The 24,947-nt window shown below is 50.5% G+C and carries 17 protein-coding genes; 7 read left to right on the forward strand and 10 right to left on the reverse strand.

All coding sequences use genetic code 11. From position 1 onward, the window contains the following. Positions 1-61: 61 nt before the first annotated feature. From PHW04_13335 to PHW04_13345, 3 genes are all read left to right on the forward strand, one after another. Positions 62-979 (forward strand): nitroreductase family protein, encoded by a 918-nt coding sequence (locus PHW04_13335; GenBank protein MDD2716870.1) that lies wholly within the window; start codon positions 62-64, stop codon positions 977-979. Between the two features lie 117 nt (positions 980-1,096). Continuing rightward, positions 1,097-1,561, forward strand: a complete 465-nt coding sequence (locus tag PHW04_13340; protein MDD2716871.1) for a DUF3592 domain-containing protein — start codon at positions 1,097-1,099, stop codon at positions 1,559-1,561. A 294-nt stretch (positions 1,562-1,855) separates the two neighbouring features. After that, positions 1,856-2,407 carry a GNAT family N-acetyltransferase gene (locus PHW04_13345; GenBank protein MDD2716872.1) on the forward strand — a complete coding sequence of 184 codons (552 nt, stop codon included), beginning with the start codon at positions 1,856-1,858 and terminating at the stop codon, positions 2,405-2,407. A gap of 206 nt (positions 2,408-2,613) precedes the next feature. Here the strand turns inward: PHW04_13345 and PHW04_13350 are convergent, their stop codons facing one another. Further along, positions 2,614-3,126: a hypothetical protein gene (locus PHW04_13350; GenBank protein ID MDD2716873.1), complete on the reverse strand. Its 513-nt coding sequence runs from the start codon at positions 3,124-3,126 to the stop codon at positions 2,614-2,616. 731 nt (positions 3,127-3,857) lie between these two features. Here PHW04_13350 and PHW04_13355 point away from each other — a divergent pair. Both PHW04_13355 and PHW04_13360 read left to right on the forward strand, forming a co-directional pair. After that, a complete protein-coding gene (locus tag PHW04_13355) occupies positions 3,858-4,025 on the forward strand; it encodes a sigma factor (protein ID MDD2716874.1) in 168 nt (55 codons plus the stop codon). Between the two features lie 96 nt (positions 4,026-4,121). Next, positions 4,122-4,316 carry a sigma factor-like helix-turn-helix DNA-binding protein gene (locus PHW04_13360; GenBank protein ID MDD2716875.1) on the forward strand — a complete coding sequence of 65 codons (195 nt, stop codon included), beginning with the start codon at positions 4,122-4,124 and terminating at the stop codon, positions 4,314-4,316. A gap of 44 nt (positions 4,317-4,360) precedes the next feature. Here PHW04_13360 and PHW04_13365 read toward each other — a convergent pair whose 3' ends face one another. From PHW04_13365 to PHW04_13375, 3 genes are all read right to left on the reverse strand, one after another. Further along, a complete protein-coding gene (locus PHW04_13365; protein MDD2716876.1) occupies positions 4,361-4,819 on the reverse strand; it encodes a YaiI/YqxD family protein in 459 nt (152 codons plus the stop codon). Between the two features lie 25 nt (positions 4,820-4,844). Beyond that, positions 4,845-5,627: a GNAT family N-acetyltransferase gene (locus tag PHW04_13370; protein ID MDD2716877.1), complete on the reverse strand. Its 783-nt coding sequence runs from the start codon at positions 5,625-5,627 to the stop codon at positions 4,845-4,847. A 131-nt stretch (positions 5,628-5,758) separates the two neighbouring features. Beyond that, positions 5,759-7,219, reverse strand: a complete 1,461-nt coding sequence (locus PHW04_13375; GenBank protein ID MDD2716878.1) for an SH3 domain-containing protein — start codon at positions 7,217-7,219, stop codon at positions 5,759-5,761. A gap of 246 nt (positions 7,220-7,465) precedes the next feature. Here PHW04_13375 and PHW04_13380 point away from each other — a divergent pair, with 246 nt between their 5' ends. Beyond that, on the forward strand, positions 7,466-9,487 hold the full coding sequence (locus PHW04_13380) for a family 20 glycosylhydrolase (GenBank protein ID MDD2716879.1): 2,022 nt from the start codon (positions 7,466-7,468) through the stop codon (positions 9,485-9,487). 64 nt (positions 9,488-9,551) lie between these two features. Here PHW04_13380 and PHW04_13385 read toward each other — a convergent pair whose 3' ends face one another. The 4 genes from PHW04_13385 to PHW04_13400 all read right to left on the reverse strand — a co-directional run bounded on the left by PHW04_13385 (position 9,552) and on the right by PHW04_13400 (position 14,358). Continuing rightward, the gene (locus PHW04_13385; GenBank protein MDD2716880.1) at positions 9,552-11,015 is read right to left on the reverse strand and encodes an aminoacyl-histidine dipeptidase; all 1,464 of its coding nucleotides are present in this window, start codon (positions 11,013-11,015) and stop codon (positions 9,552-9,554) included. Between the two features lie 202 nt (positions 11,016-11,217). Beyond that, entirely contained in the window at positions 11,218-12,201 is a 984-nt protein-coding gene (locus PHW04_13390; GenBank protein ID MDD2716881.1) for a hypothetical protein, read from the reverse strand. A 139-nt stretch (positions 12,202-12,340) separates the two neighbouring features. Beyond that, on the reverse strand, positions 12,341-12,637 hold the full coding sequence (locus PHW04_13395) for a hypothetical protein (GenBank protein ID MDD2716882.1): 297 nt from the start codon (positions 12,635-12,637) through the stop codon (positions 12,341-12,343). Then, positions 12,634-14,358 carry a DUF2339 domain-containing protein gene (locus PHW04_13400; GenBank protein ID MDD2716883.1) on the reverse strand — a complete coding sequence of 575 codons (1,725 nt, stop codon included), beginning with the start codon at positions 14,356-14,358 and terminating at the stop codon, positions 12,634-12,636. The genes PHW04_13395 and PHW04_13400 overlap by 4 nt, the downstream gene beginning before the upstream one ends. 224 nt (positions 14,359-14,582) lie before the next feature. On the opposite strand from PHW04_13400, the gene PHW04_13405 reads away from it, so the two are divergent. Further along, on the forward strand, positions 14,583-16,526 hold the full coding sequence (locus PHW04_13405) for a metallophosphoesterase (protein MDD2716884.1): 1,944 nt from the start codon (positions 14,583-14,585) through the stop codon (positions 16,524-16,526). Between the two features lie 10 nt (positions 16,527-16,536). Here the strand turns inward: PHW04_13405 and PHW04_13410 are convergent, their stop codons facing one another. After that, a complete protein-coding gene (locus tag PHW04_13410; protein MDD2716885.1) occupies positions 16,537-17,334 on the reverse strand; it encodes a formylglycine-generating enzyme family protein in 798 nt (265 codons plus the stop codon). Further along, the coding region (locus tag PHW04_13415) for a hypothetical protein (GenBank protein MDD2716886.1) at positions 17,331-24,947 on the reverse strand (7,617 nt) is incomplete at its 5' end. The genes PHW04_13410 and PHW04_13415, both read right to left, overlap by 4 nt.

Genomic DNA, 24,947 nt, shown 5'->3' on the forward strand with positions numbered 1-24,947 from the left:
TTTATCCTGCAGAATCATTAAAATTACTGAAGCAGCAAGACGAAATTCTGCGGAGGACATAATGAAAAAGGAAACATCCCAGCATGGGGTCAAAGTTGAATCAACCGGAACCTATCCGAATGAGACAATCTGGCGGCTCTGCGAACGCGGGAGCTGCCGCAGCTTTTCCAATAAATTGGTCGCTTCAGACGTGCAGGAGCTGTTGTTTAAGGCAGCTACGCACGCTCCTACAGGCGGGAATCTCCAGCCTTTTTCCATCATCAAGATCGAAGACCGGAAAGTCTCGGCAAGACTCAGCGAGCTTGTCGAAGGACAGGCCTTTGTAGCAGAGGCTCCGCTCAACCTGCTCTTCTGCCTGGACTGGCACAGGTTGCGGCGCTGGGCTGAGCTTGAATCCGCGCCATTTTCCGCTCATCACAGTTTCAGGCATTTCTGGATCTCGATTCAGGACACTGCCATGTCTGCCCAGAATCTGTGCACAGCAGCCGATTCAATGGGACTGGGATCAGTGTATATCGGAACAGTGCTGGAATGTTTCAGCGAACTGAAAGTTCTGTTTGACCTGCCTGAGCTGGTTTTCCCTGTAGTGCTGCTGTCTCTTGGATATCCCAAGTTTAAACCTTCTGTCCGCAAAAAGCTTGCTGCTTCTGTAATCGTACATACCGAAAAGTACAGGGAAATGACTGACCTGGAATTGCGGCAGGCATTTGAGGAAAAATATCCTGATGTAAAGATAGAAGCGACTACAGAGCGGATTGAACAGATGGCCAAAGTCTGCCGGGCCGTAGAAGGCGATGAATTCGCAGAGAAATGCCTGGGATCGATCAGGGAGCATGGATATATCAACGCAGTCCAGCGCTATTTCGGGTTGCATTATGTGGCTGACGAGATGGCTCTAGGAAATGCGAAGTTCCTGGAAACATTCAGGGAATTCGGATTCGGCTGGTTCGACGAATATGAGAAACTGGTGAAAAAGTGATTCCTGGCTGCCATGCATCTGCCTGATGCCGAAATCCGGCAATTTGAAGGCTGCGGATTTCCAGTATATGATAGATGGATCTGATTTGAGCCGGAATTCTGTTACAAAGGATTGAGTTTGTTTAACATTTCAAGTCTGATTTCAGAAAATACCCGCTGGGCGATCACCATTCTGTTTACAGGAGCTATTTTTTCTTTCTACGGCATTGAGGATCTGCATGAATATTTTGGCACCAGGAACTGGCTCCCAGCTGAAGCTCAGATAACAAGCTCAGAGCTTAAAACAAGGCACATCGGCGGTAAGCGTCCGCATGATGTTCAATATCTGGATGTGACCTATGCTTACACTGCAGGAGATGCGAAGTGCGAAGGCAGGCAGTACAGGCTTGGAGATGTGGAATTCCCATGGAAAGAAGAATACTCAGTGTCTAAAGTCATACAGATCTATTTTGACCCCGAAGCTCCCGGCTGTTCAGTGGCCCGCCGCTCATCAGATATGTGGTTTTCAGTCGGGATTCTGTGCTTTGGGGCAGTCATGATACTCTGTGGAATAGGGATGTTCATTCAGGACCGATCCCCATAACCGGACATTATTACTCTGTCTAATATTTTTCAATCCCCGCTTAATTCTAATCAATATCTCCTGAGAGTCATTGCAGAAGCCCAGAATCAATCACGATCATATTTTCATCAAAGAACTTTTATCAATGTCCGGATAAATTCAATTTACGCAATTTTGCAGTTGTCCCTCTCATGTCTCGCATATCATTCGCAGGCCTGAAAAACGCCTTTTCCAGGGAGATACAGGGGACACCATAACTGAGTAACGGGACTGGCTCGGTTTGAAGGATTCAAGACTCTGCGATATTCTGTCACAATGATCAGGATACAGCCTTTGACGGAAATCAATGCAGACGATCTGGTGCGCCTCGTTTCAGGCTACACTTCAAATGAATTGTTCCGGGTCAGCAGAACAGAAACTGACGGAAATTTTACGCTTAAGCTGGAACTCACGGAATCAGCCGGACCCTATCACAAGCGTTTCAATCCGGAACAGGATCTGGAGCATTACCTGAAACTCCCGGAGCTTGGTTTTTCTTTCGGAGCATTTGAGAACGAGCTCCTGGTTGGTCTGGCACTGGCCGAACCCAGGCAGTGGAACAGAAGCCTGATGGTGTGGGAACTGCATGTTGCGGAAGATCACCGCGGCTGCGGGATCGGAAGGATGCTTGTGGACTCATTGTCCGGCAGGGCGGCAGAAGCAGGGCTCAGGACTCTGGTTGCAGAAACTCAGAATACCAATCTGCCTGCCATCCGCTTTTACCGCAGCGTGGGCTTCAGGATCGAAGGCATCGATCTGTCACTTTACTCCAACGCCGACTTTCCGGACGGGGAAATCGCGCTTTTCATGAAAAAGATCATCGGGTAACAACTGAATCCGGAGGGTTTGATGAAAAAAAAGGAAATTTCACATCACGGTGTCAAAATAGAAATTACGCCTGAGCGGCTTAAATAGATGGCCAAAGTCTGCCAGGTTAGTGCTGATGCGCGAAGTGATCGGGCTCTGGCGATAAGAAAAATCGCCTGACGCGTTCTCCGCTGCCAGGCGATTCGATTGCCTTTCTGAGCAGAACTTCAGTTGTCGCTGCCGAAATTGCTGTTCATCGTGTAGATGATCTCGTCGGTCTTGGGATCGGCGATGGCCACGATATAGGCCATCGTGTTGTTGCCTGATCCGGTGCCGATATAAACCCAGAGGCCATTGCTGGCCGCTTCGGCCAGGATGGCGGACGCCTGGTCGGCCTGATACTGTTCGACATCGATGTAGAGGGTGCCCATGAGCTTGACAAGGTCCTTGGCTGTGATCTGACCCTTGACAAGTTTGAAGCTGTATCCGCCGTCATCACCTGTGATCGGATAATCCCTGTGCAGTGCATACCTGATCACGCGCTCCATGGTCTGCTCCTTTGATTCGCCCGCATTGACAGGCGAGACCTTTTCAATCTTGTAAGCGCTCATGACGAACCAGTCGTTGCACAAAGGCTTGGCATAGTCGATGAACTTGTTCATCGTGGCGTCGGTGGCCCTGCCGATCGGCTTGAGGGTGTGCGCGCTGAGACTGAGACAGAAACCGAGTGCGATCACCATGGCGGTCAGTGCTTTCTTCATGTAGTCCCCTTCTGTTTTTTTCTCTTTCGAGGTTTAATTAATCTTATCCGGAAAATGTGCCCCGTCAAGGTAATTGTTTGTGAATCAGTGTGAATCTTTTGAGATCAGTGACATCCCGTTGATCTCTGGCAGTAATTATCTGCATTCGATCATTAAAGCAAAGAGGCCGCCCTTGCGGACAGCCCCTTTTTTCGTATCTTTCACAAGGCACTGCTGCCTTATGAGCGATTCACCTCATTGCCGATCATTTTACACCTCCTTGCTTTTGATGGCGGCCGCCGGAGTATGCAGGAGCGTACTCTATATATAAGACGGATGAAAAAAGAAAATTGCTCAGGAATTTTCAACATGATTGCCCAATTGTTGTTGCGAACATCCTGATCATGGCTTATCATGAATTCATCAATCTGAAAGGAGGATGACGAAATGAACAACAAAGCACATACAGCCGCGCTCATTCTCCTGAGGTCTGAACCTTAACCGAAACAGACGCAAGTTTCCAGAAGGCCATCCTTAGGGTGGCCTTTTTTAGTTGCTGTTGAAATCTGAGTTCACGAAGATTTCTACAGCAACTTATCCCCGAAGCGCAGCGAAGGGGATTTTTCCTATCAAAGGAGGAAAATTGATTTCAATAATTTTGTTTCTGACTTTTTCGTTAACCGGTTTCGCAATACTCAATGACTGTTCTATATCAATGAGGAAAATGATTCATGATCGAAACAATATATCTTACCCACAGGCATTCCCTGTACAGATTCGCCCTGTCCCTGACCCGCGACAAGGAGCTGTCGCAGGATCTGGTGTCAGATACAATCCTGACCGCGCTCAGGCACATGGACCTGCTCGCCACATTCCCTGAACAAAGGCTCAAGTCCTGACTCTTCAGGGTGCTGAAAAACCGTTTTCTGGACGGATTGAGACAAAAGCCTGTCCTGCAACTCGATCAAATCCCAGAGCCAGGATATTCAAAGGATATGGACCAGGCCATTGACTGCAGGAACCTGCTGGCAGGGCTGGACCAGAAAAAGCGGCTGCTGCTGACCCTGAAATACCTGCACGAGCTGACCAGCAGCGAAATCGCTGAACAGGTGCGCAGGCCGGCCTCGACAGTGCGCCGCGAGATCGCAGAAGCGCTGGAGGAGCTGAGATGCAATTCCGGCTTTCCCTGATTTGGGTTTTACCTGCATTTATGCCGCGGATGGCTTTGCACTCGTCATTTTTTTCCCTTCAGCTGCCGGACCAGGAAGCTGTCGAGCTTATCTGCGAAAGCCAGGCAGTCTTTTTTGCCAAAAGCGGGTGGCCCGCCGGCCGGCATGCCCTCGTCACGCAGGCTGCTCAGCAGATTGCGCACAGCCAGGCAGTTCTTGACATTCGCCTCAGTGTAGAGCTTGCCTCTGGGGTCCAGAGCGCATGCGCCTTTAGATACGACCCTGTCTGCGAGCGGAATATCGCCTGTTATCACAAGATCCCCGGATTCAGCCAGTTCAGCGATACGGTCATCCGCAATGTCCGGCCCCTCTGGAACCAGGACATAGGTGAACAGGCTGGACTGCTCATGCCTGAATGGCTTGTTGGCAACGAAAACAACTGATACCTGATGCCGTATTGCAGCACGGATCAGAATCTCTTTTACTGCTTTTGGAAACCCGTCTGCATCGACATATATCTTCATGGATCGTCCTTTTATTCCATGTATTTCAGATATGACCCAGTATCGCAGCCCTTAAATCTTCGGACTTCCAGGGATTTCCATACTCCCTGAATGGAGCATTGTTCAAAAGCACTGCATCGTCGATCCCGTGTGATAAAAGATTGGCCCTGTCTGAGGTGTCTATCTCCTGATAGTCCACATTTTCAAGCCCTGCCACTGCACTCCTGGCAGACAGGCAGTTGGCGCAGTCCACGCTGCACCAGCCGGTTGTGAACACAGTGACTTTCACTTTTTCAGGGTCTGGTAGAGGCAGAGGCACCAGGACAGGCATTGCCGGAGGTCTGGCGCTCCTCTTGAACTTCTTCCACATCAGAACCAGCGGCCCCCTGGTTTCCACCCTGGAATATCCCATGTGTTCAAAAAACGGAGCGCTGCTCCATTGCGGATAATCAGGCAGCTGGTCTGCCCTGGCAGCAATCCCTTTGGCGCCTGCCGCCCTTGCGTCCTGTTCGATGCAGTCCAGCATGAATCTGCCATAGCCTTTTCCCTGCTGATTGCCTACCAGGTGTTCGTATCCATGCACAGCTATGCAGAGAATCACGAACAGATCCCTGCCAGTAAGCGGAGAATGTTCCACAGGCAGATACTGGGTCAAGCCTACAACCCTGCCGTCTTCGCGCAGCAACACTTTGGTGCGCAGGCCTTTATCCTTGAAACGGGCGTACCAGCTGCGGCGCAGAGAGATCACTTCCGGGTTTTCCGGCCGCTCGTCATGCATACAGCGGAAAAAGGTAGGTTCAGTGTTCCTGTCTATGTCTGCCAGTTTCATTGTGCCTGCTCCTTTTCAATTACTTCCTGAAATACGGGTGAAAGGATGCTGCAGATATTATCAATCCTAAAAGAAACTGCCTGCAATCTGAAGATTGAGGCAGTCAAGAGCATGATCAGGATTTTCACTGTTTACTTACCGAGAAACTGCTTGTATTTTGCGTATACCTGTTCTTTGGTTGCATTGTCAACGCGCCAGACTTCGAGCGGTTTCAGGGAACCGACCAGGTTCGATTCCATCCAGTTGACCCATTTCCTCTGGTCTGTGTACATGTCGATACGGTTGTGGGCGCTCGTAAAAGCGCCGCCAGTATCATGGGCGAACCAGTAGCCGTCATGGGTTTCGCCGTTCGGCATTTTCATGCCTCTGGTTTTCGGGATGTAATAAACGCCTCCGAAAGGTAATTCCTTTTTATTGACTGCGAGGGTATGGAAAGTCACCACCCATTTGCCGCTTGCTGTGATGCCTTTGCAGCCCGCGGGAGCGACCTGGAACTTGTAATTGGCCACCCAGGACACGCAACGGTTGTCATTGAGGATTCCGCTGCCTTCCATGCAGAGATCTTTATAGAACTTGCCGCAGACAGTGGCAATCACTTTGCCTGAGGTGGACATGATCTGCTTGCTGCCCCCGCCTGAAAATTCAGCCTCTCTGGCAGTGCAGTAATAAGTCGGCTTCTGATTGTCGATCTTTTTGAAAGCCCCGAGATTCGGGGGAATGTCCCCGCCAGGTACAACATCGTTATTGTTGTTATCTGGAACATTGTTGTCAGGAACATTGTTATCTGTAATCTTGATGTAATTGCCTGCAGCCCAGCCTGTTTTTCCATTGGGTGCATTGACCTTGTGCCAGCCGCTCTGGGTTTCAAGGATTGTGACAACTGTACCGTTACTGAGGCTGCAGACAATGGCGTACTGAGTGCCCGGACCCTTCCTGACATTCAGGCTGGAAGCTGTCACAGTGCCTGTCTGTCCTCTATATCCTTTATCTACCAGGAAAGCGGCTTCATCTGATCCGGCAGCCAGCTGGCTTTCATGGATGAACCCTGTAGCGCCATTGACAGATACACGGTAGAAACTGCCTGAAACTCCGGTCACTGTAAGTTTGTCTCCGCTCCTGGCAAAGGTCTTTGTGGATGCGAAGTCAGGGTCAGTAAAGATGCAGGCACCGCCTGCAGTGGCATATCCTTCAAACGGATTGTCGAATTCTTCAAGCTGCGCTTCTTTTACTCTCTCAGAGGCCAGTTCAAACAGGCGCTCGCCTTTTTGATTTCCCACTGCGAAAAAGCGCTTGTAGATCTGAAGCTGGGAACGGGTGGAACCTGCCACCAGGTAGCGATAAACTTCCTGAGCCACATCGCTGTCCTGCTTGAGCAGCTCTTCAATTTCGCGGCCCAGATTTTCTTCAGCCTGATAAAGTTCAGCGAGGTCAGCCTCATTGGCCAGACCCTGCTCGACTGCTGCCTGCATCGCGATTCTAGCTCCAGAGACTGATGCGTATTCTGTCAGCATGGACTGGATGCCACCTGCAGCAAGGGATGTTGCTGTGAAAATGATGACCAGGAGAACGATGAACAGCTGATTAGATTTCATACTCCCCCCATACTCTTGTTGCTCTTATACTTTTATTTTTATGCTTTTACAATTTTAATTATACCCGGAAAATTAAAACCCGCAGCAACTTTCTGCTCTGACTTTCAGACAGCCTCAACCACAGCCAGTATCCACTGCAGTATTGTTCTGCAGGAAAGAATTGTGAATTTTTTGTATAATACAATCATTTCCAGCAAATCAGAAGATTTGTGCTCAACATATTGAATGGTTCGAATTGGAGGCAGCATGAGATCCGGAATACCTGGAATCGGAATTTTAGTTGTAATGGCAAGCATTTTGACTTTTTCCCTGTCTGCCAACAATCTGATGCCTGTACCTGACCAGCAGAAATCCGGAAGCGGTAAGTTCAGGCTGAGTCAGGGGTTCACAGTCGCTCCTAGCGGTGCTGCAGGAGAGATAGTCTCTGAGGGAGTAAAGCGAATGCTCGCCCGTCTCTCAGGCAGAACCGGATTTGCCTTTTCAGGCTCTCCTGCAGTCAATTCCGTTTTCAACATTACCTGCGATCAGCCTGGCAAACTTGAACTGTTTGAGGACGAATCATACAGCCTGACTGTCAATCCAGGTAAAATCATACTCCAGAGCCCGACTGAACTGGGAGCTCTGCATGGGCTGGAAACCCTGCTCCAGCTTCTCGCATCCGACGAACAGGATTACTATTTTCCTGAAATTACCATCAATGACAAACCCCGGTTTCCCTGGAGAGGCCTGTTGATAGATGTGAGCAGGCATTTCATGCCTCTGGAAGTGCTGAAGCGCAATCTGGATGCCATGGCTTCCCTCAAACTGAATGTGCTGCACCTGCACCTAAGCGATGATCAGGGCTTCAGGGTGGAATGCCTGACTCTGCCTGAACTGCATCGTTTATGTTCTGACGGCAATTACTACACCCAGGATCAGATCAGGGATCTGATCAGCTATGCTGCCATGAGAGGGATCAGGGTGATCCCTGAATTCGACCTGCCAGGTCATTCCACCAGCTGGCTGGTTGCTCATCCTGAGCTCGCGAGTGCACCTGGTCCATATGCGATAGAGAGGAAATGGGGAGTCTTTAACCCGACTTTCAACCCCAGCCTGGAAGAAACTTATGCTTTTTTTGATAAATTTTTCGCGGAAATGTCAGCGCTGTTTCCTGATCAGTATCTGCACATCGGAGGAGATGAAAATAATGGCAGGCAATGGGCAGCGAATCAGCAGATCCAGGATTTCATGGTTAAAAATCAGCTCAAGGATAGGCATAGCCTTCAAGCCTATTTCAACAAACGCCTGCTCGCGATTTTAACTAAATACGGCAAAAAAATGATCGGCTGGGACGAGATTTTCCAGCCTGACCTTCCGAAAACCATAGTTGTCCAGTCCTGGCGCGGCCAGAAATCCCTTGCAGAATCAGCAAAACTTGGTTATTACAGCCTGCTGTCCAACGGGTATTACATAGACCTGATCCAGTCTGCTGAATTTCATTATCTGAATGATCCGGCTCCAGCAAGCCTGACTCTGACTGATGAAGAAAAGAAGTTCATTTTAGGCGGCGAAGCCACGATGTGGAGCGAACTGGTATCTCCTGACAACATAGATTCCAGGATCTGGCCCAGAACTGCCGCGATTGCCGAGCGATTCTGGTCCCCTCAAAATGTCCGCGATCTGGCTGAAATGTATCGCAGACTCGAGATTGTCAGCCTGCAGCTGGAAGAAATCGGTTTGACTCACCGGAAAAACCAGGAAATGTTCATGCGCAGGCTCTGTGGTGGAGCCGAAACCGCTAATCTGAAAGTGCTGATCGACGTGATTGAGCCTGTCAAGGAATACAAGCGGCATTCTCTTGGTACTAAATACAGCAGCACTACTCCATTGACCAGGGTTGTGGACACCGCAGTCCCTGACGCTCCTGCAGCCAGAAAGTTCAGGAATGAGGTAGACCACTTCCTGAAAAGCAAAGATCAGGCTCTGGCTTTGGAAATCACGGATAGTTTCAAACTCTGGGCTGAAAACCACGCTCTGCTCCTGCCTGTGATTAATAAAAACCCGGTTCTCCGGGAAATCAAACCTTTATCAGAAAGCTTGCGAAAAATTTCCCTGATCGGGTTAGATGCCTTGAAAATGATCGCATCCAATGAAAATTGCAGCCAATCCTGGCTCAAAGTACGCCGGAAAACCCTGAATGAATCTAAAAAACCGAGAGGTGAAGCTGAACTGATGATAGTATCAGCGATTGAAAAGCTGGTGGAATCCATTCCAGCAGACAAGCATTGAGGCATTCTGATCTGATGGGCTGTCTACTCCCAAGCCGGATTCTGGAAGATATCTGAAACTGAATTCAGCTCTTCTTTGGGATATTCTTCAAAGTTTCTATCAGCAGATCCCAGAACTTCCCGACTGACTCGATTTCCACACTCTCATCAGGCGAGTGCGGGGAATGGATCGAGGGTCCGAAGGAAATCATGTCCCAGTGCGGATAAACGGATTTGAACAGCCCGCATTCCAGGCCTGCGTGAATCGCAGCTACGCCAGGTTCTGTGCCATACATCTTCTTGAAGACTTTTTTCATCAGATCCAGGATTTCAGAATTCAGATCCGGTTTCCAGCCAGGGTAAGAACTGCTGCTGTCATACTTAGCGCCAGCCTGATCCAGCACGCTTGCGATCATGAAAGCTATATCGTCCTTCTGCGAATCCACAGAGCTTCTCTGCAGTGTGGCAATCTGAAACTCACCTTTTTCCGCTTTGACCATCGCGAGATTATTCGAAGTTTCCACCAGCCCTTCCATCTCGGAGCTCATTCTGAACACGCCGTTCGGGCAGGAGTAAAGGGCATTCAGGATCTTCTTCTGGCTGACTTTTACTATCACATTGTCAGGCATTGGGGCCGGCTCCATCGTGATGCTGACGCCAGGGTCGACAGCAGCCAGTTCCAGGGCGGCTGTATCCGCGAATCTGGAGACGAATTCTGAAAAACCCTTCTGCATTTCAGCTGGTACAGCGACCAGGGCGAACGCCTCACGTGGGATCGCGTTACGCAGAGTGCCGCCTTTCAGCTCTGTGATCCTGATACCAAAATCCCTGGCAGCATTCCAGAGCACCCGGGTGATGAGCTTGATCGCATTGCCGCGGCCCAGGTGGATGTCCACTCCTGAATGGCCGCCTTTCAAGCCTTTGACAGCGAGGTGGAATGCCTTCATGTTGCTGCCTGCAGACTCTACCTTGTATCTGATCCTGCCTGTGGTGTTCTGCCCGCCTGCGCAGCCGATGAAAAGCTCCCCATGAGCTTCAGAGTCAAGGTTCAATAAAATTTTGCCTTTCAAGCTTCCGCTTTCCAGTTTCAAGGCGCCTGTCAGGCCTGATTCTTCGTCAAATGTCATCAGGCATTCCAGCGGGCCATGGTTGATGTTCTTCGAGGCCATCAGGGCAAGCGAAGCGGCGATGCCGATCCCGTTGTCAGCGCCGAGAGTAGTGCCTGTAGCTTTGACAAACCTGCCTTCAATTCTCGGTACAATCGGGTCCTTGTAAAAATCATGGCTGGAATCGCTGTTTTTCTGGGGTACCATGTCCAGATGACTTTGCAGAATCACGCCTTTCAGTTTTTCCATACCTGGAGCTGCAGGTTTCCGCATAATTACATTCCCGCTTTTTTCCTGGAATGCTTCGATCTGATGCTCTTTTGCAAACTCCAGAATGAATTTAATCAGTTTCTCCTCATGTTTGGACGGATGCGGCACCTTGCAGATTGATTCGAAAATATCCCAGAGCGGCTGCGGTTTCAGGCTGCCCAGTATCTTAGCCATGATTGAACTCCTTTTCCGGTCTTAGCTTGATTACAGGTATTATATCCCTAGTAACGCAAAACTGCACATTTATGTCAGCAATCGGTTGTCTGAGATACTCAGATTGACGATGAATCCGGTAAATTTCAAATCAGGAGCAGCAAAAGGGATTTGAGCTGATTAGAGCACAAATCCCCTGTTTACCAGACTTACAAACTTAATGTCAGTTGATCATGATGCCGGCTGTCAGAGAACCCTGGCTGAGCTGAACTGTAGTCAGCCCTGCCTTGAGTTTGCCTGGCAGCTTGATCAGGCCATCGAGCTTTCCGACTATTTTCAGGCCTTCCAGACTGAAGGCGGACTGGGAACCTGGATTCTGGCCAAGTGTGATCAGAGCATTCACAAAATCCGGGGCGTTCTTGAGTATCTGCTCTGCGTCAGCCTGCGGGTCAAGTCCTGAGGCAGTCAGCTCCAGGCGATTCTGATCAGGCACAGCCACTGCGAAATTGATCTTGACTTTTTTGCTGTCTTTGGTTGTGATTTCAGTTTTCACTTGCGCAGGGTCGATTACCAGTTTCAGGGCTGAGAGATTGCCTGCCGAGAGCTGAGGAATCACTGCAGAGAGCGCTTTATTGATCAAAGTCTCGCTGACCGTATATTCGATATCAGCTCCCTTGGGTGTTCCATTAATCTCACTGTCAGACAGCATCAGGTAGCCATCAATAATTTTTGCCTGCTTTAAAGTTGCGACTTGAACCGGAGATGCAGCCATCACCAGTTTGACTGCTCCCTTACACCCTGATGCAGTTACCTGCTCCACCTGGTACTTGGCGCCTGATTCCTGGGCGATCCGGTTGGTTTCAGACACCAGCTGTTTCATGGCGATTTTCATCTGCACCGGGCCGAGCTGGGTTCCATTGCTGAGAAACTGCGAGAATCTGATGGTCAGAGAGCCGTCGCTGTTAACCACGATATCACCGGAGATCTTCATGGCCCGCTCGCCGAGCATATTGGCTGTAAATTCATAATCAAAAGTTCCGTTCTGCAGGAAAGTGATCTTAGGGTCTTTAGCTGTTCCATTGTATTGAATGCAGGATTCACTCATGATGGACGTGACTGCTGAGTCGGAAATTCCCAGCCTGAATCCTTCGGCATAGGCAGAGATTGTGAATAGAGCGATCAGGATTGCGATGATGATTTTTGACATACAGTCCCCCTTATACTTTTGCTTTTCCAGAGGTCTTTGCCCCTTAATTTAATCTTATCCGCGAATCGACTTATGTCAATGCGTCAACCCCGCCTTTCAAGCGGCATCTTGTTCCATTTTGCAGAAACGTCAGAACTCTTTATTTCCGCACTCCGCAATCCTGTTTTTCCCTGCCTTTTTCATTGATCCCGGAAATCCTGTAAAGGCTGGTTCCGATTCCAGCGATAAGAAGGAGCATCAGGCAGATCAGAAGCGGCTTGTCCTGCACAACCCTGTCCACTGCAGTCAGCATGATTTCAGAGGTAGGTGGCTCAAGAGCGGATTCAGAAGTCGATGTGACATTCCGGCAGCTCCCTGCCACATTCACAGATTCCCGGCTGCCTGCAGCCAGAGGCCACAGGCAGCAGAGAATCAGAATCGCAAGCAGCCTGATCATGTTTCGCTCCATGGCATTTTAGGCATGATCTTTTTTTCAAAAGCAGTGTACAGGTAAGAAGAGACTATCAGTACCAGGCCCAGAGTGATGAAAGACAGAATCCTGAACGGAGTGCTGATGTGCGAAATGTCGATCAGAAAAACTTTGATCAGGGTCAGCATCAGAATCGCGAGAGAGACCCTGCGCAGAATCACGACATCCTGTAAAATCCCGTAAAGCATCAGTCCTGCGGCATACAGGGACCAGACTACTGAAAAGGCTGTGACTCTGCCTGCAGACATGAAATCGTGGAACCAGGCCGAGGTCTCGATATTGAGAACAGCGAACAGTACCAGGCAGAATACAGTGAAGAAAGCGGAGTATCCGCTGTACAGCTGTTCAGGGTTACCGGCCTGGACGTCCTCATGATGGAAAGAGCGTAAAAATCCGGCGAACTGATAGAGCACAAATAAAAGCAGGCCAGAGGTGCAGAAGCGCTCTCCAAACTGCTGCATGTATCCGTCAGTGAAGCACAGGTCAGTGGGCTGCAGCCGGAAAATCTCGCTGTAATCGTATGTGAAGAACTGGAAGAGCGTGAAAACAAGAAGCGCATGTGCGCTGACCACGTATCCGGGCAGAGAAAGCTGTCTTCCTAGATACAGAAGCACCAGAGCCTGTGCAGAGAAAAAAATAGTGACCCAGTGGCTGGAAAATACGACAGGAACGGCTATCAGCAGATACAGTGCGCAGTTGGCTGTGAAATTGGCGAAAGCAGCGCTGTTTTTCAAGCCTGAAGAATATGAGTGCAGAGCCATCAGGAAAAATGTCATGGCATAGAGCAGACAAACTATGCCGACGTATTCCAGCTGCAGAAAATTGCTGATCATGTAATAGTTGTAACCGAAAGCGAGGAACGAGTTGGTCATGATCAAGCCTGTGCCTGCAGCTTTTTCCTTACTTCCCAGAATGAATTCGTTCAGGTATGGCGAAACACTGTAAATCAGATAGTAAACATTCAGAAACAGGACAGTGAGCCAGAAATCCTCAGGACCATAATTATTCATAAACCAGATCGAGAAAAGCAGATAAGTTGAGATGAACCCGATCGTGTTCAGACTGCCCCATCGCTTGTAAAATGCGATCCCGAGAATTCCAAGATTCAAAATCGCGAGATAAGCAAGGTTTGCAGCGTAGTAATCACTGTCTGAATAGAGCATCACTGGAGTGAAAAAACCACCCAGGAAACCAAGCAAAGCCAGGCCATAACTGTCATATGCAACTGCCAGGCCGGTGACCAGGGCTGTTGTAACTGCCATCAGCAGATATGACAGCCCTGCCGGGAAAAGATGATAAATATGGAATCCGGCATAGGTCGCAAAATAGAGCACAACTGATCCTGCTGCGACGATCAGTTGTCCGTAAGCACTCATTCCTCTGCTCCTGAAAAAGTTGCCTGCAATTACAAATGCCAGCCCCCAGAAGTAAGTCAGCGCGATTCTTCCTTCAGGAGGGATCCAGCCCTGTTCGATCGAATATTTCAGAAAAAACCCGATACCGAAAATCATTGTCACAATGCCGATGATCAGAAGCCATTTCTGGCCCAGTGCTATTTCCAGCTTGAAATCATCCATTTCATACTCGCTCCTGAGCTTTTTGATAAACTCAGAGTCAAAGCTTCGTCCGCAGGATAGGCAGCGCTCTGTGTAAATTTCGATCGTTTTTCCGCAGAATGGGCAGTTCATGTTACCCTCCTCTTCAGAAAATAAGACATTGTCACAAGCAGATCTGACATGATCATGCTTTCTGAACCAAAGGCATTCACCCCCTTTTTTATTGAATGAACGCTCACTTATTTATATTATTACTCTAAAAGAGAAAGATGTCAAGCAGCACCGGGAGACCCAGTGGTTCGCCACTAGATTAATTTTAAATTAACATTTTCTCTGATCATGGTTATCATTTGTACATGCCTGCAAACAGCCTGCTCAGAATCGCCTTTTTATCAGATACGCACCTTGGCTTTGACTATCCTGTCAGGTCTGAAAACCACCAGGGCCGCAGGGGCAAGGATTTTTTCGATAACTTCGAACTTGCCCTGCAGATTTCGGTTGACAGATCAGCAGACTTGATCATTCATGGCGGCGACTTCTTTTTTAGAAGTAAAATTTCCAATAAAATCGAACAGATGGCCTTTTCAATGCTTTCGCGTTTCATGAGGCACAGGATTCCATTTCTGATCATTCCAGGCAATCATGAACGCTCCCGCCTGCCTCTCTCTCTCCTGCTGCAGCATCCTGATCTGCATGTGTTTTCTGCTCCTGAGTCAATCAGGCTGAAGATCAGAAATCTAAGCCTCAGGATTGACGGGATTCCTTTCATTGGGAACGGGGTCAGAGACAAGTTCAGCGGAATCATTGCAGCTTTCAAACAGGATCAGGTCAAGGCTGACTTCAATCTGCTCTGCCTGCATGAATCAATTGAAGGAGCGCAGGTCGGACCTTCAAACTTTACCTTCAGGTATGGACCGGATGTGATCAGAGCCTGCGATCTGCCTGACGGATATGACTGCATTCTGGCAGGCCACATCCACAGGTCTCAAGTGCTTGCGCATCAGTCAGGCGACAGGCTGATCCCTGTGATTTATGCCGGATCAATAGAACGCACTTCATTTGCTGAAAAAAACGAGCAGAAAGGATTTTACCTGTTGGAACTGGAGCAGGAGAAACTCCCAAGCCTGAAATACGAATTCAGTCCTCTGCCTGCCAGGGAAATGATCAGTCTGGATCTGAATAGCTCTGACCCGGTTGATCTCAAATCCAGGTTTAAGCAGATGTTCGAAAGTCTCCCCTGCCGCTCGATAGTGCGGATATCATGCGAAAATATCCCGGATTCCGGAATCATCAAAGAAGCTGCGCCTGATCAGATGATAATCCAGCTCAATCGCAAAATCTACTATAAAAAAGGCATCCAGAGCGATGGCTGTGTTCTGCCTGAATCTGAAAAACTTCCCGCTTTACCCGAACTACCTGGTGTCTATATCTTCTACGGAAATACAGATAAAATAATTTATATTGGGAAATCCGTGAATCTGAAGAACAGGGTACGCAGTTATTTCAGCACACCCAGGGATAAAACAGTCGCACAGAAGAAGAAGATCAAAGTCAGCCGGATCGAAACAATCACCGTTGAATGCGAACTTGAAGCCTTGCTGCTTGAGGATTCCCTGATCAAGAAGCATCGTCCGCTTTACAACATCAAACAGAAGAACTGCTCAGAATATGTTTATCTTGCAATGACTTGCGGATCATTTCCATGTCTCCGCATCATAGGATTGAATGATGCAGGGAATTACGCTGAGTATTTCGGCCCCTTTAAGGACAGGTTCCTGGCTGAACAGATCCGGGAAATCTGCTCTGCTAATCTGAAATTCAGGAACTGCGTCAGCGATGTCCCGGCAAACAGATGTTTTTATTATGGGATCGGGAAATGCTCAGGTCCCTGTTTTCAAAAGATCAGCAGAGAGCAGTATCAGGAAATCAGCAGCCAGGCGACCGATTTTTTAAATGGCAGCTCCGGGTTGATCCGCAGCAGGATTGAAGAGAGGATGCAGGCCCATTCGGAAAAGCAGGAATTCGAACTGGCAGAGAAGCTGAAACAATTGTCTGAATTCTGCGAAAGATTCTGCCAGGCCCAGGTCTTTATCCGGAATTTCAGGCAGCAGAACCTGGAAATCAGATTTGCTGATTTCAGCCTGCTGTTCGAACACGGCAGATTCACAGGCAGGCGGAATGATTCTGAGGCTAAATCCCTGCAAGCCGAAGACCCCAGATTCATGCTGGAGCGGGCTCTGATTGTAAAAAACTGGGTCACAGCCCACAAAGACCTCTGCACCTGCATTTTTTCCGGATGACTGAAATATCTTACGGAGTATAGACAAGGCGCAGGCCGAGGTCATCGCATTTTCCAGTAGGTACGAGCGAATCGCGGAAAGCTGATCTGCAGCACCGTGCGAAGCTGCGCCAGGAACCGCCCCTGATCACCCGGTTGTCGTCCAGGTATTGGCCTGGAGGATCGTTTTTCGGGCTGCCTGAGTAATATTCAGGGGAATAGCAGTCAGCACACCATTCCCTGACGCTGCCGCTCATGTCGTAGAGACCCCATCCGTTTGGCAGCTTCTGCCCTACATCCTGGGTTTCATCAAAATTCAAGTCACTGAACAGACAGTAATCCCCCTTGATCTTATCTCCCCAGTAATACAATGTATTGCTGCCAGAGCGGCAGGCAAATTCCCATTCCGCTTCAGTGGGCAGACGATAAGTTCCCTTTCCAGCCAGATTCAGGGCTTTGATGAATTCCTGACAGTCAGCCCATGAGACCAGTTCGACCGGCTTCTGCATCCCCTCGAAACAGGATGGATTTGATCCAAGCACCGCAGTCCACTGGGCCTGGGTCACCTCATATTTCCCGATCCAGAAGCTTTTCGTGATGTTTACTTCATGGCTGGGATGTTCGTCGTTCTCTCCCTGTCCGGCAGGGCTTCCCATCCAGAATTTCCCCGCAGGTATGAAGCAGAACTCCATCTTCACCTCAGGCGTTATTTCAACGGCCATTCCGGTTCCTGCTTCGGCTGTTGAGACAGTCACTTGCCTGGCTGCGGTTTCAGAGCCTGCATAAACCGAAGTGACAGCTGCAAAAAATAATAAAATCCAGATCTTCAATTCTGTATCCTGTAACTGTAATCAAGGGTTCCGTTCCCGATCATGAAAATCCAGTAACCCTGGCAGGGAGTCAGGGAATTCAAGGTGGAAAACCCGATGCTGCCGGTGTTCATGAAAGTGCGGAATCCTTCAGGCCCGTCAACTGTTGTGCGATAAAAACCCATGATGTATCTGGCGCTTGCTCCATTCACCAGCGGAGCATTGAAGATCGAATCGATCACAGTGTAGGTCTGGCTGAGCTGCTGTGGAAGAGGTTTTTTATCGATCCAGTAGCCAGCCAGATTCCAGCCGGCAAACAGGTTGATCCGGCTGTCCGTCTGGATCGGAACCCCTGAAACTTCCAGGGTCTCGTCTCCTGTCATGTAGATCCAGTAGCCGTGATATCCGTCCATGGTGAGCAGAGTGCTGAACTGCCTGAGATTATCGATGTTCATATAAGTCTTGAAACCTTCGTTTTGAAGGTCAGTCGGGTTACGCATGAATCCCATCACATATCTCAGCCTGGTCAGATCACGGAAAATCACCTCTATGCTTCCCTGCTGAGGGGTCAGGCCCAGAGAAATCAGATTCCAGCCGGATTTCAGGGGGATCTGATTCGAAGAAGCGCCCTGCTCTGCTGCTGTTTTGAAATACCAGACATCGGATCTGGCTCCTGTGCTGCCTGTGTCTCCCCCGCCGATCACCCAGATGTATCCTCCGAAGGCAATTGCAGTCTGGCCGGTCCTTGGGCTGAACCCGGCGTTTTCCTGATATTTAACCCAGTTCGCTCCATCCGTGGAATACCAGATGTCGTTGAGAGGAGTGCTCGAGTCAGGCCCGCCGCCGATCAGCCAGATCCTGTCATTGTATACTACACAGGAATGACCTGTCCTGACTCCAAACGGAGCGGAGAGCACAGCCTGTGTCCAGTATATGCCGTCAGCCGAGCTCCAGACATCAGCACAGCCGTCTCCACCGATCACCCAGATCCTGTTGTTGAAGACTACGCTGGCATGCCCGACCCTGTGTCCGAACTGGGCTGTGATGGTGGCTGAATTCCAGAGTACTCCTTCTGAAGAATACCAGACCCTGGAATCATTGTTTTCACCGCCGATGATCCACATTTTCCCGTTAAAAACCACGCTGGAATGATAGCCTACATTGCCGCTCAGCATATTGGAGGTGGATAGATTCCAGGTCCTGCCGTCAACAGAACTCCAGACATCCTTGAAGCCGCTGCCGCCGATCACCCACAGCCTGCCGTTAAAAACCAGGCAGGTGTGCCCGTTCCGGACCCCGAACTGTGCGCTCGAGGTTTCGCAGGTCCAGCTCCAGCCGTCAGCCGAACTCCAGACGTCGCTCGTCGAGCTGCCGCCGACCACCCACAGCTTGTTGTTGAAAGCCGAACCTGCAGCCCTGATCCTTGGACTGAAGCCCGGATCCTCCCTGGCGCTGATCCAGTCGGATCCCTGGCTCAAAATGTGCACAGTCAGGGTCCGGGCTGCGGTTACAGAATTGAAGGTATATCCGGCTGTCAGCTCCGCGTTCCCGGGGATTCCGGGTGCAAAGTAAGATCCGCTGCCGATGGTCCCGTATCCTGACTTGATCGACCAGTTCAGGCTGCAGACCGATCTGGAGCCGTCGATAAAAATGACTTCAGTAGTGGGTTCAAGGAGGCAGGACTGATTGGTACAAAGGGTGATTTCCGTTGTTTTCAGGCTGAATGAGGCAGGCACTTTCACCCTGGTATATACTGCCAGGCTGCGTCTGAAGGTCTCTGTCTGGTAAGTGTAGGCCGCTGAAAGCTCAGCTGTCGCGCAGCTGCCCGGTGCTGAGTATATGAAGCCGTTGAGGTCGCCGCTGCCGTGTTCGAGCGACCATGAAAGATCTCCGCTGAGGTGAGAACCATCGCTGAAATAGATTTCAGCAGTCTGCTGGAGGGATAAAGACTGGCTTTCAGACAGAGTGACTTCAGTGGTGGAAAGAACGGTGTTCACAGGAAATCTCAGTGTGTCTTTAAACAGGCTGGGGGATTGCCAGACTTCGCTGGTGTCGATATCCTGGTCAGTGTGCCCCGCAATCGCCAGGATCCTGCCCTGGAATGCCACGCAGCACAGCTCAGTGCGGGGTGAAAATCCGCTGGCTGTTTCTTCGATCCAGCTGATTCCATCGCTGGAATGCCAGAAGTCGTTCTTCGGATTTCCGTAAATATCATTGCCACCGATCACCCACAGCAGATCGTCGAATGCTATCCCTGCGTGTCCGCCCCTGATTTCAGTCCTCCTGGGAAGGCCGTTATTCATCTGCATTGTCCAGAGACAGCCGTCAGCGGAATTCCAGAGATCCTGGTTCGCATCCCCGCCGTACAGCCAGATTTTATTTTTATAGACTGCGCAGGAATGCTTCTTATGGCTGTCGAACTGGCCTGAGACGACGGCTGTTTCCCAGTTTTTCCCGTCAGCCGAGCAATAGACCCGGCTGCCGTTGCCGTCACCGCCGATCAGCCAGAGCTTGTTGTTGAAGACAACAGCGGCATGATCCTTGATCACTCCGGAAGGAAGGTTCCGGCACTTCTGAACCCAGTTTCTGCCGTCTTCTGAAGCCCAGACATCACTGCAGCCTTCGCCGCCGATCACAAAGAGCTGGTTATCGAAAGCAAGGCAGACATGCCCGGTTCTCGGGCCGAATGGAGCGCCCGCCACTTCGCAGGTCCAGGCAGATCCGTCGCCTGAGCTCCAGACATCGCTCGCCGAGCTGCCGCCGATCAGCCAGACCCTGTCGTTGAACACAGCGCAGGCTGATTGTGACCTTGGAGAAAACCCAGGATTCAGCGTCAGCCTGTTCCATGCCCTGAAGTATTTGAAGATCCAGTTCTGGTTATTGCCTGAATCCAGGCTGGACTCTGCAATGATGCCGTTGACTGCCGCGCAATCCGCTACATCAGCCAGAGACACTTCTTCGCTGCCGTTATCCTGGAACGTGAATCTTGAACCAGGGACAGAACTTCTCAATTTAACCAGGCTGTCCGCTGAGCCTGCGATGGAGAGAGTTCCATTCAGGCCGTATGTCTTGCCTGAGAGAAAATTGAGCTGGCTGCCTGGAGTCAGGCAGGAGAGCGAATAAAACCCGATCCCAGCGGTCCCGTTAAAAGTAGCGCTGCCTCTGCAGATCACAGAACCGGAAGCAGGAGTCACGAAACAGGCGTTATTGGTGATTGCAGCATTGGGTTCAAGAATCAGATCAGCTCCATGCGGGCTGAAAGCTCCGCTGGTCAATGTCAGACGGTTTTCCACAGTGATCCCGACTGGCAGCTCGAATGTGGCATTCCCCAGAGAGGAGAATTCCAGATTGTAATAATTCCTGAGCCCGGGAATCACAATATTCCCGCCGGTTCCGATAAATTTAACCAGGCCTGAGTTGAAATCATTGTCCAGTGTCACTGATTCAGTTCCAAACGCTTGTAGAGTACCCTGATTTTCAAAAGCTCCGCTGACGGTAAAATTTTTCCCGCCCAGGCTTAACACTGCACCTGTCTCGATCGTGAGGCTGCTGACAGTCGTATTGCTGGAAAGCACAGGATCGTTTGCTGCAGCCGGGATCTCAACCTTATCGTTGACATTCGGTACATAGCCGAAACTCCAGTTGCCTCCTGTTCCCCAGTCGGTTCCCAGCGCTCCGTTCCAGGTCAGGCCGGTCGAAACAAAAGTCCAGCCGGAATTATTGCCTGAATCCTTGCTGGTGTAAGCTGTGATTCCATTGACAGCAGTGCAGTCCCGCAGATCCACGAAATTTATCTCTTCAGTCCCTGAATCGCCGAGATAGAATCTGCCACCAGGACTGGTGGAGAGAATCCTGATCAGATGGCCAGCAGTGCCGGTGATTCTCAGGCCACCCCCGATATTGTAAGTCCTGCCTGCCTGAAAAATCAGACTGCTGCCGGCTGTTGCGGCAGTCAGATCATGAAAACTGATGTCGCAAGCTCCCAGGAAACTCGCGTTTCCCAGGCAGTTTAAATTTCCCGACATGGCGATGAAACTGGAGTCATTCTCTACTGTTCCGCCGGCTGCAAGCGTGATCTGCCTGCCATTCTGGTTGAGCAACCCGGACTGCACTTCCAGGGTTGAATTGACAACGATATCTGCAGGAAGCCTGAATTCGGCGTCGCCGGCAGATGCGAAGACCAGATGATGATAATTCGCAAGATCCTTGATCGTGATAGTTCCAGTATCCTTCACAAATCTGGTCTTCCCAGAATCAGCATCATTGCCTGTGGCGAAATGGACGGACCCTTCATCGCCGTTCAGTTCCAGGGTACCGTTATTATGGAATCCCTCAGTGACCTCAAGTGAATTGCCGTTCAGTATCAGGCTGGCTCCAGCCTGGATCTCCAGGCTGTCGATTTCAACCTCAGCGGTAAGTTTCGGCTGATTCGCAGCCGGCTGGATCACGACCCTGTCTGTCATGTTGGGAAGATAGCCAAGATCCCAGTTGGACGGCTCGAACCACCCGTCAGAAGCAGTGCCGTTCCAGGTCAGCGTGGAAATAGAGAAGGTCCAGTTGCTGTTGTGGCCTGAATCCCTGCTGTGATGCGCTGTAATTCCGTTGACTGCAGAGCAGTCTGATACATCGGAATAGGAAATTTCCTCTGTACCGCAATCATTGATGCTGAAACTTACTCCCAGGCTCGAGCTCCGCAGGCGGATCAGATTGGCATTACCGCCGACAATCTTGAGCGCTCCAGCCATCCCGTATGTGCAGCCGGCCTGGAAAAGCAAAGTCTTTGCCGGGACAGTACAAACGAAGTTATTGAAATCAAAACTGCCGTTCAGCGTGAAATTCCCGGCCCCTGCCGCTTCCACTGTCCCGCTGTTATGACTGAACGTGCCGCAGTTCGCAGCAGTGACTTCGCCTGTGAAAACTGTACTGGCAGCTGCAGTGTATGTCCCGCTGTTCGTCCAGTTCCCGTAAAACAGGTGACTGCAGGCTCCGCCGCTGAAACTCCCTGCATTGCTGAAATCCCCGCTGACCTCAAGATTGAACAGGCCTGTGCTGAGAGTGCCTGAGGCAATTTCGAAAGTTTCCGCGACCCTGAGATCAGCGCTGAGCTGGAACGGTCCGGCAGAGCAGAGCTCCAGTTTACGGTATCCCCAGTGATTGAGGTTACCGCTGCCGCCTGTATATCTGACTTCAGCGCCAGGGTTGAGCGTTGGTTCGGTAACTGACTGGCCTGCGCTGACTTCCAGGGTGCCGTTGTCGATAAAGGATGCTTTTCCTGAACTGACTGTGAAAGCGTGGTCCCCTGTCCGCAGGGTGGCGCCTGCAGCGATGGACAGGCTTGATACAGAAGCTGAGGCGGACAGCACAGGCCTGGCCAGGGCTGAGAGCGCTGCATTGTCGAAACTAGAGGGCACAAATCCGTCGCACCAGTTGCCTGGATTTGCCCAGTCTGTGTCGGATGCGCCGGTCCAGGAACTGACAATCCCTGAAAAATCCCAGCCCGAACTGTCACCCAGCAGCGAAGAATGGACAGGCACAATCAAGTCCCCGGTGTTCATGGAATCCTTGACAAAGACATAGCTGACTGCAGCCGCTGCAACGCTGATCTCTGCCGAATCTCCTTCAATGGTGGAAAAAAGACTGATCAGGCTTCCCACAGCTCCGGTGAGAGTCAGGGAATCAAAAGACTGCAGCTTCGAGTCGGCTGCATCAAAGCGGATGATTCTGCCCGGCACATCGCAGTTAAAGCTATGGAAGGCGGTGGAACCAGTGAATGAAGTGGAATTGCCTGCTGATCCGGTAAGTATTACTGCGCCCTGATTGTGGTGATAGATGTTCTGCTGATTCCAGCTTTCCCCTGCCCCGACCACTTCGGTAGTTCCGGCTGTGGCAGTATAAACACCGGTATTGGTCCAGCTTCCGGAGAAATAGTGCCTCCCGCTGCTGCCCAGAAAACATCCGCTGGAGTTGAAGTCCCCGTTGAATCTCAAATCAGTCCCGTTTTCCCGCAGCGTTCCACTGATGATTGTTTCGCCTGTGATTGTGACAGTCTGGCCGGCTCTGGTTTCCAGCGTAGTATCTGTCTCAACCACAAGGCCGCCGGCTACGTTGAGGGGAGCGGCCGGAGCTGTATAGCTGCTTCCGGGACCGGTGAGTTTGAGGCATTGATAGGGCCAGTTGTATAGAGTGCCTGACCCGCCGGAATACTTGATGGTAGCGCCTGGAAGGATTGAAGGCTGTGTAATGCCTGCATCGATGATGGAGCCCGAGATTTCCAGTGTGCCTGCTGTTACAAAACCTGAGGTCGCTTCCAGGGTTTTCCCGTTCGCATGGAGTGTGGCACCGACTTCGATGGTCAGGCTGCTGATCCTCGTATTTCCTGCAAATACAGGCTGCCTTGCTGTGAGCGGCACAGTCACATTGTCGTATTCGGTCGGGACAGATCCAAGATTCCAGTTTCCCCCGGCATTCCAGGCTGAAGAGACGCTGCCGTTCCAGGAGACGACGCTGTTTGAGAAAATCCATCCTGAGTTGTTCCCGAGATTGGAAGAAACTGTTGGGTAAATCTGTGTGCCTGTATTGTTGGAGTCTTTGACCAGCACACATTCCGCTGTCCCTGTTGAAACGATGATCCGGGCGGCATTGTTGTCCAAAGAGGAGACAATCTTGATCGGATTTCCACTCGCGCCCTGCAGAACCAGGGATCCGACAGTCTGAATCCCGGCAGCGTCAAAGTTGATCGTCTTCCCGCCGCTGAAGCAGGCCAGCCGGTTGAAGGTATTGGTGCCGCGAAGATTAAAAATGCCTGTTCCCTTAATCTCAAAAACTCCGCCGTTATGGCTGTATGAACCGCCTGCCGTGTTGAGAGTCTTGCCTGTTCCAGTCACTTCCAGAGTTCCGCTCGTGGCATTGAATGTGCCGCTGGAAATCGTGAGATTTCCGCCAAAAGTGTTTTTCCCGCTCCCGCCGTTGTAAGTTCCGCTCGTCATTGAAAAATCGCCATTATCAGTAATGATGCCTGTGCCTGAACCGATAGATCCGCTGAGAGCCAGGCTGCTGAAAGTAAGGTTTGCGCTGCCTGGATTCAGCGTGCCTGCAATTCCGGTCGCGCCTGTTACACTAAGGTTGTGATTTTGAGTGTCCAGGATTGCGCTTTCCACTGTCAGGTTGCCGCCTACAGAAAAATCGACCAGCTGCCTGAATGTGTCTTTGCTTGTACCATCTTCAGCTCCTGAGATGATCAGGTGATTATAAAACCAGCTTTTAAGATTATAGGTGTCTGCTGTGTCATTATGCGTACCATGGTAAATCACTGTGGAAGTGGGATTGTTGGTAGTGATGCCACCGGTGAAAGCGATGCTCTCACCGCCCTGCAGTTCGATTGTGCCGCTGTTATCAGTAGCGCTTGAAACTGAAATGCTCTGCCCGTTCAGATTGAGAGTGGAACCGCTCTGGATGGTCAGGGAAAGCAGTTGTGTCGCTCCAGCCAAAACCGGCTGCCTTGCGGCATTGGCGATCACAGCTTTGTCGTACTGACCCAGGGTTACACCGCTATCCCAGTTGCCAGCTGTTGCGAAACTGGTGTCAGAGGCTCCGGTCCAGGTGATGCTGCCGAAAATCCAGTTGGGATTATTGTA

The organism is Candidatus Wallbacteria bacterium, assembly GCA_028687545.1.
GTDB lineage: Bacteria > Muiribacteriota > JAQTZZ01 > JAQTZZ01 > JAQTZZ01 > JAQTZZ01.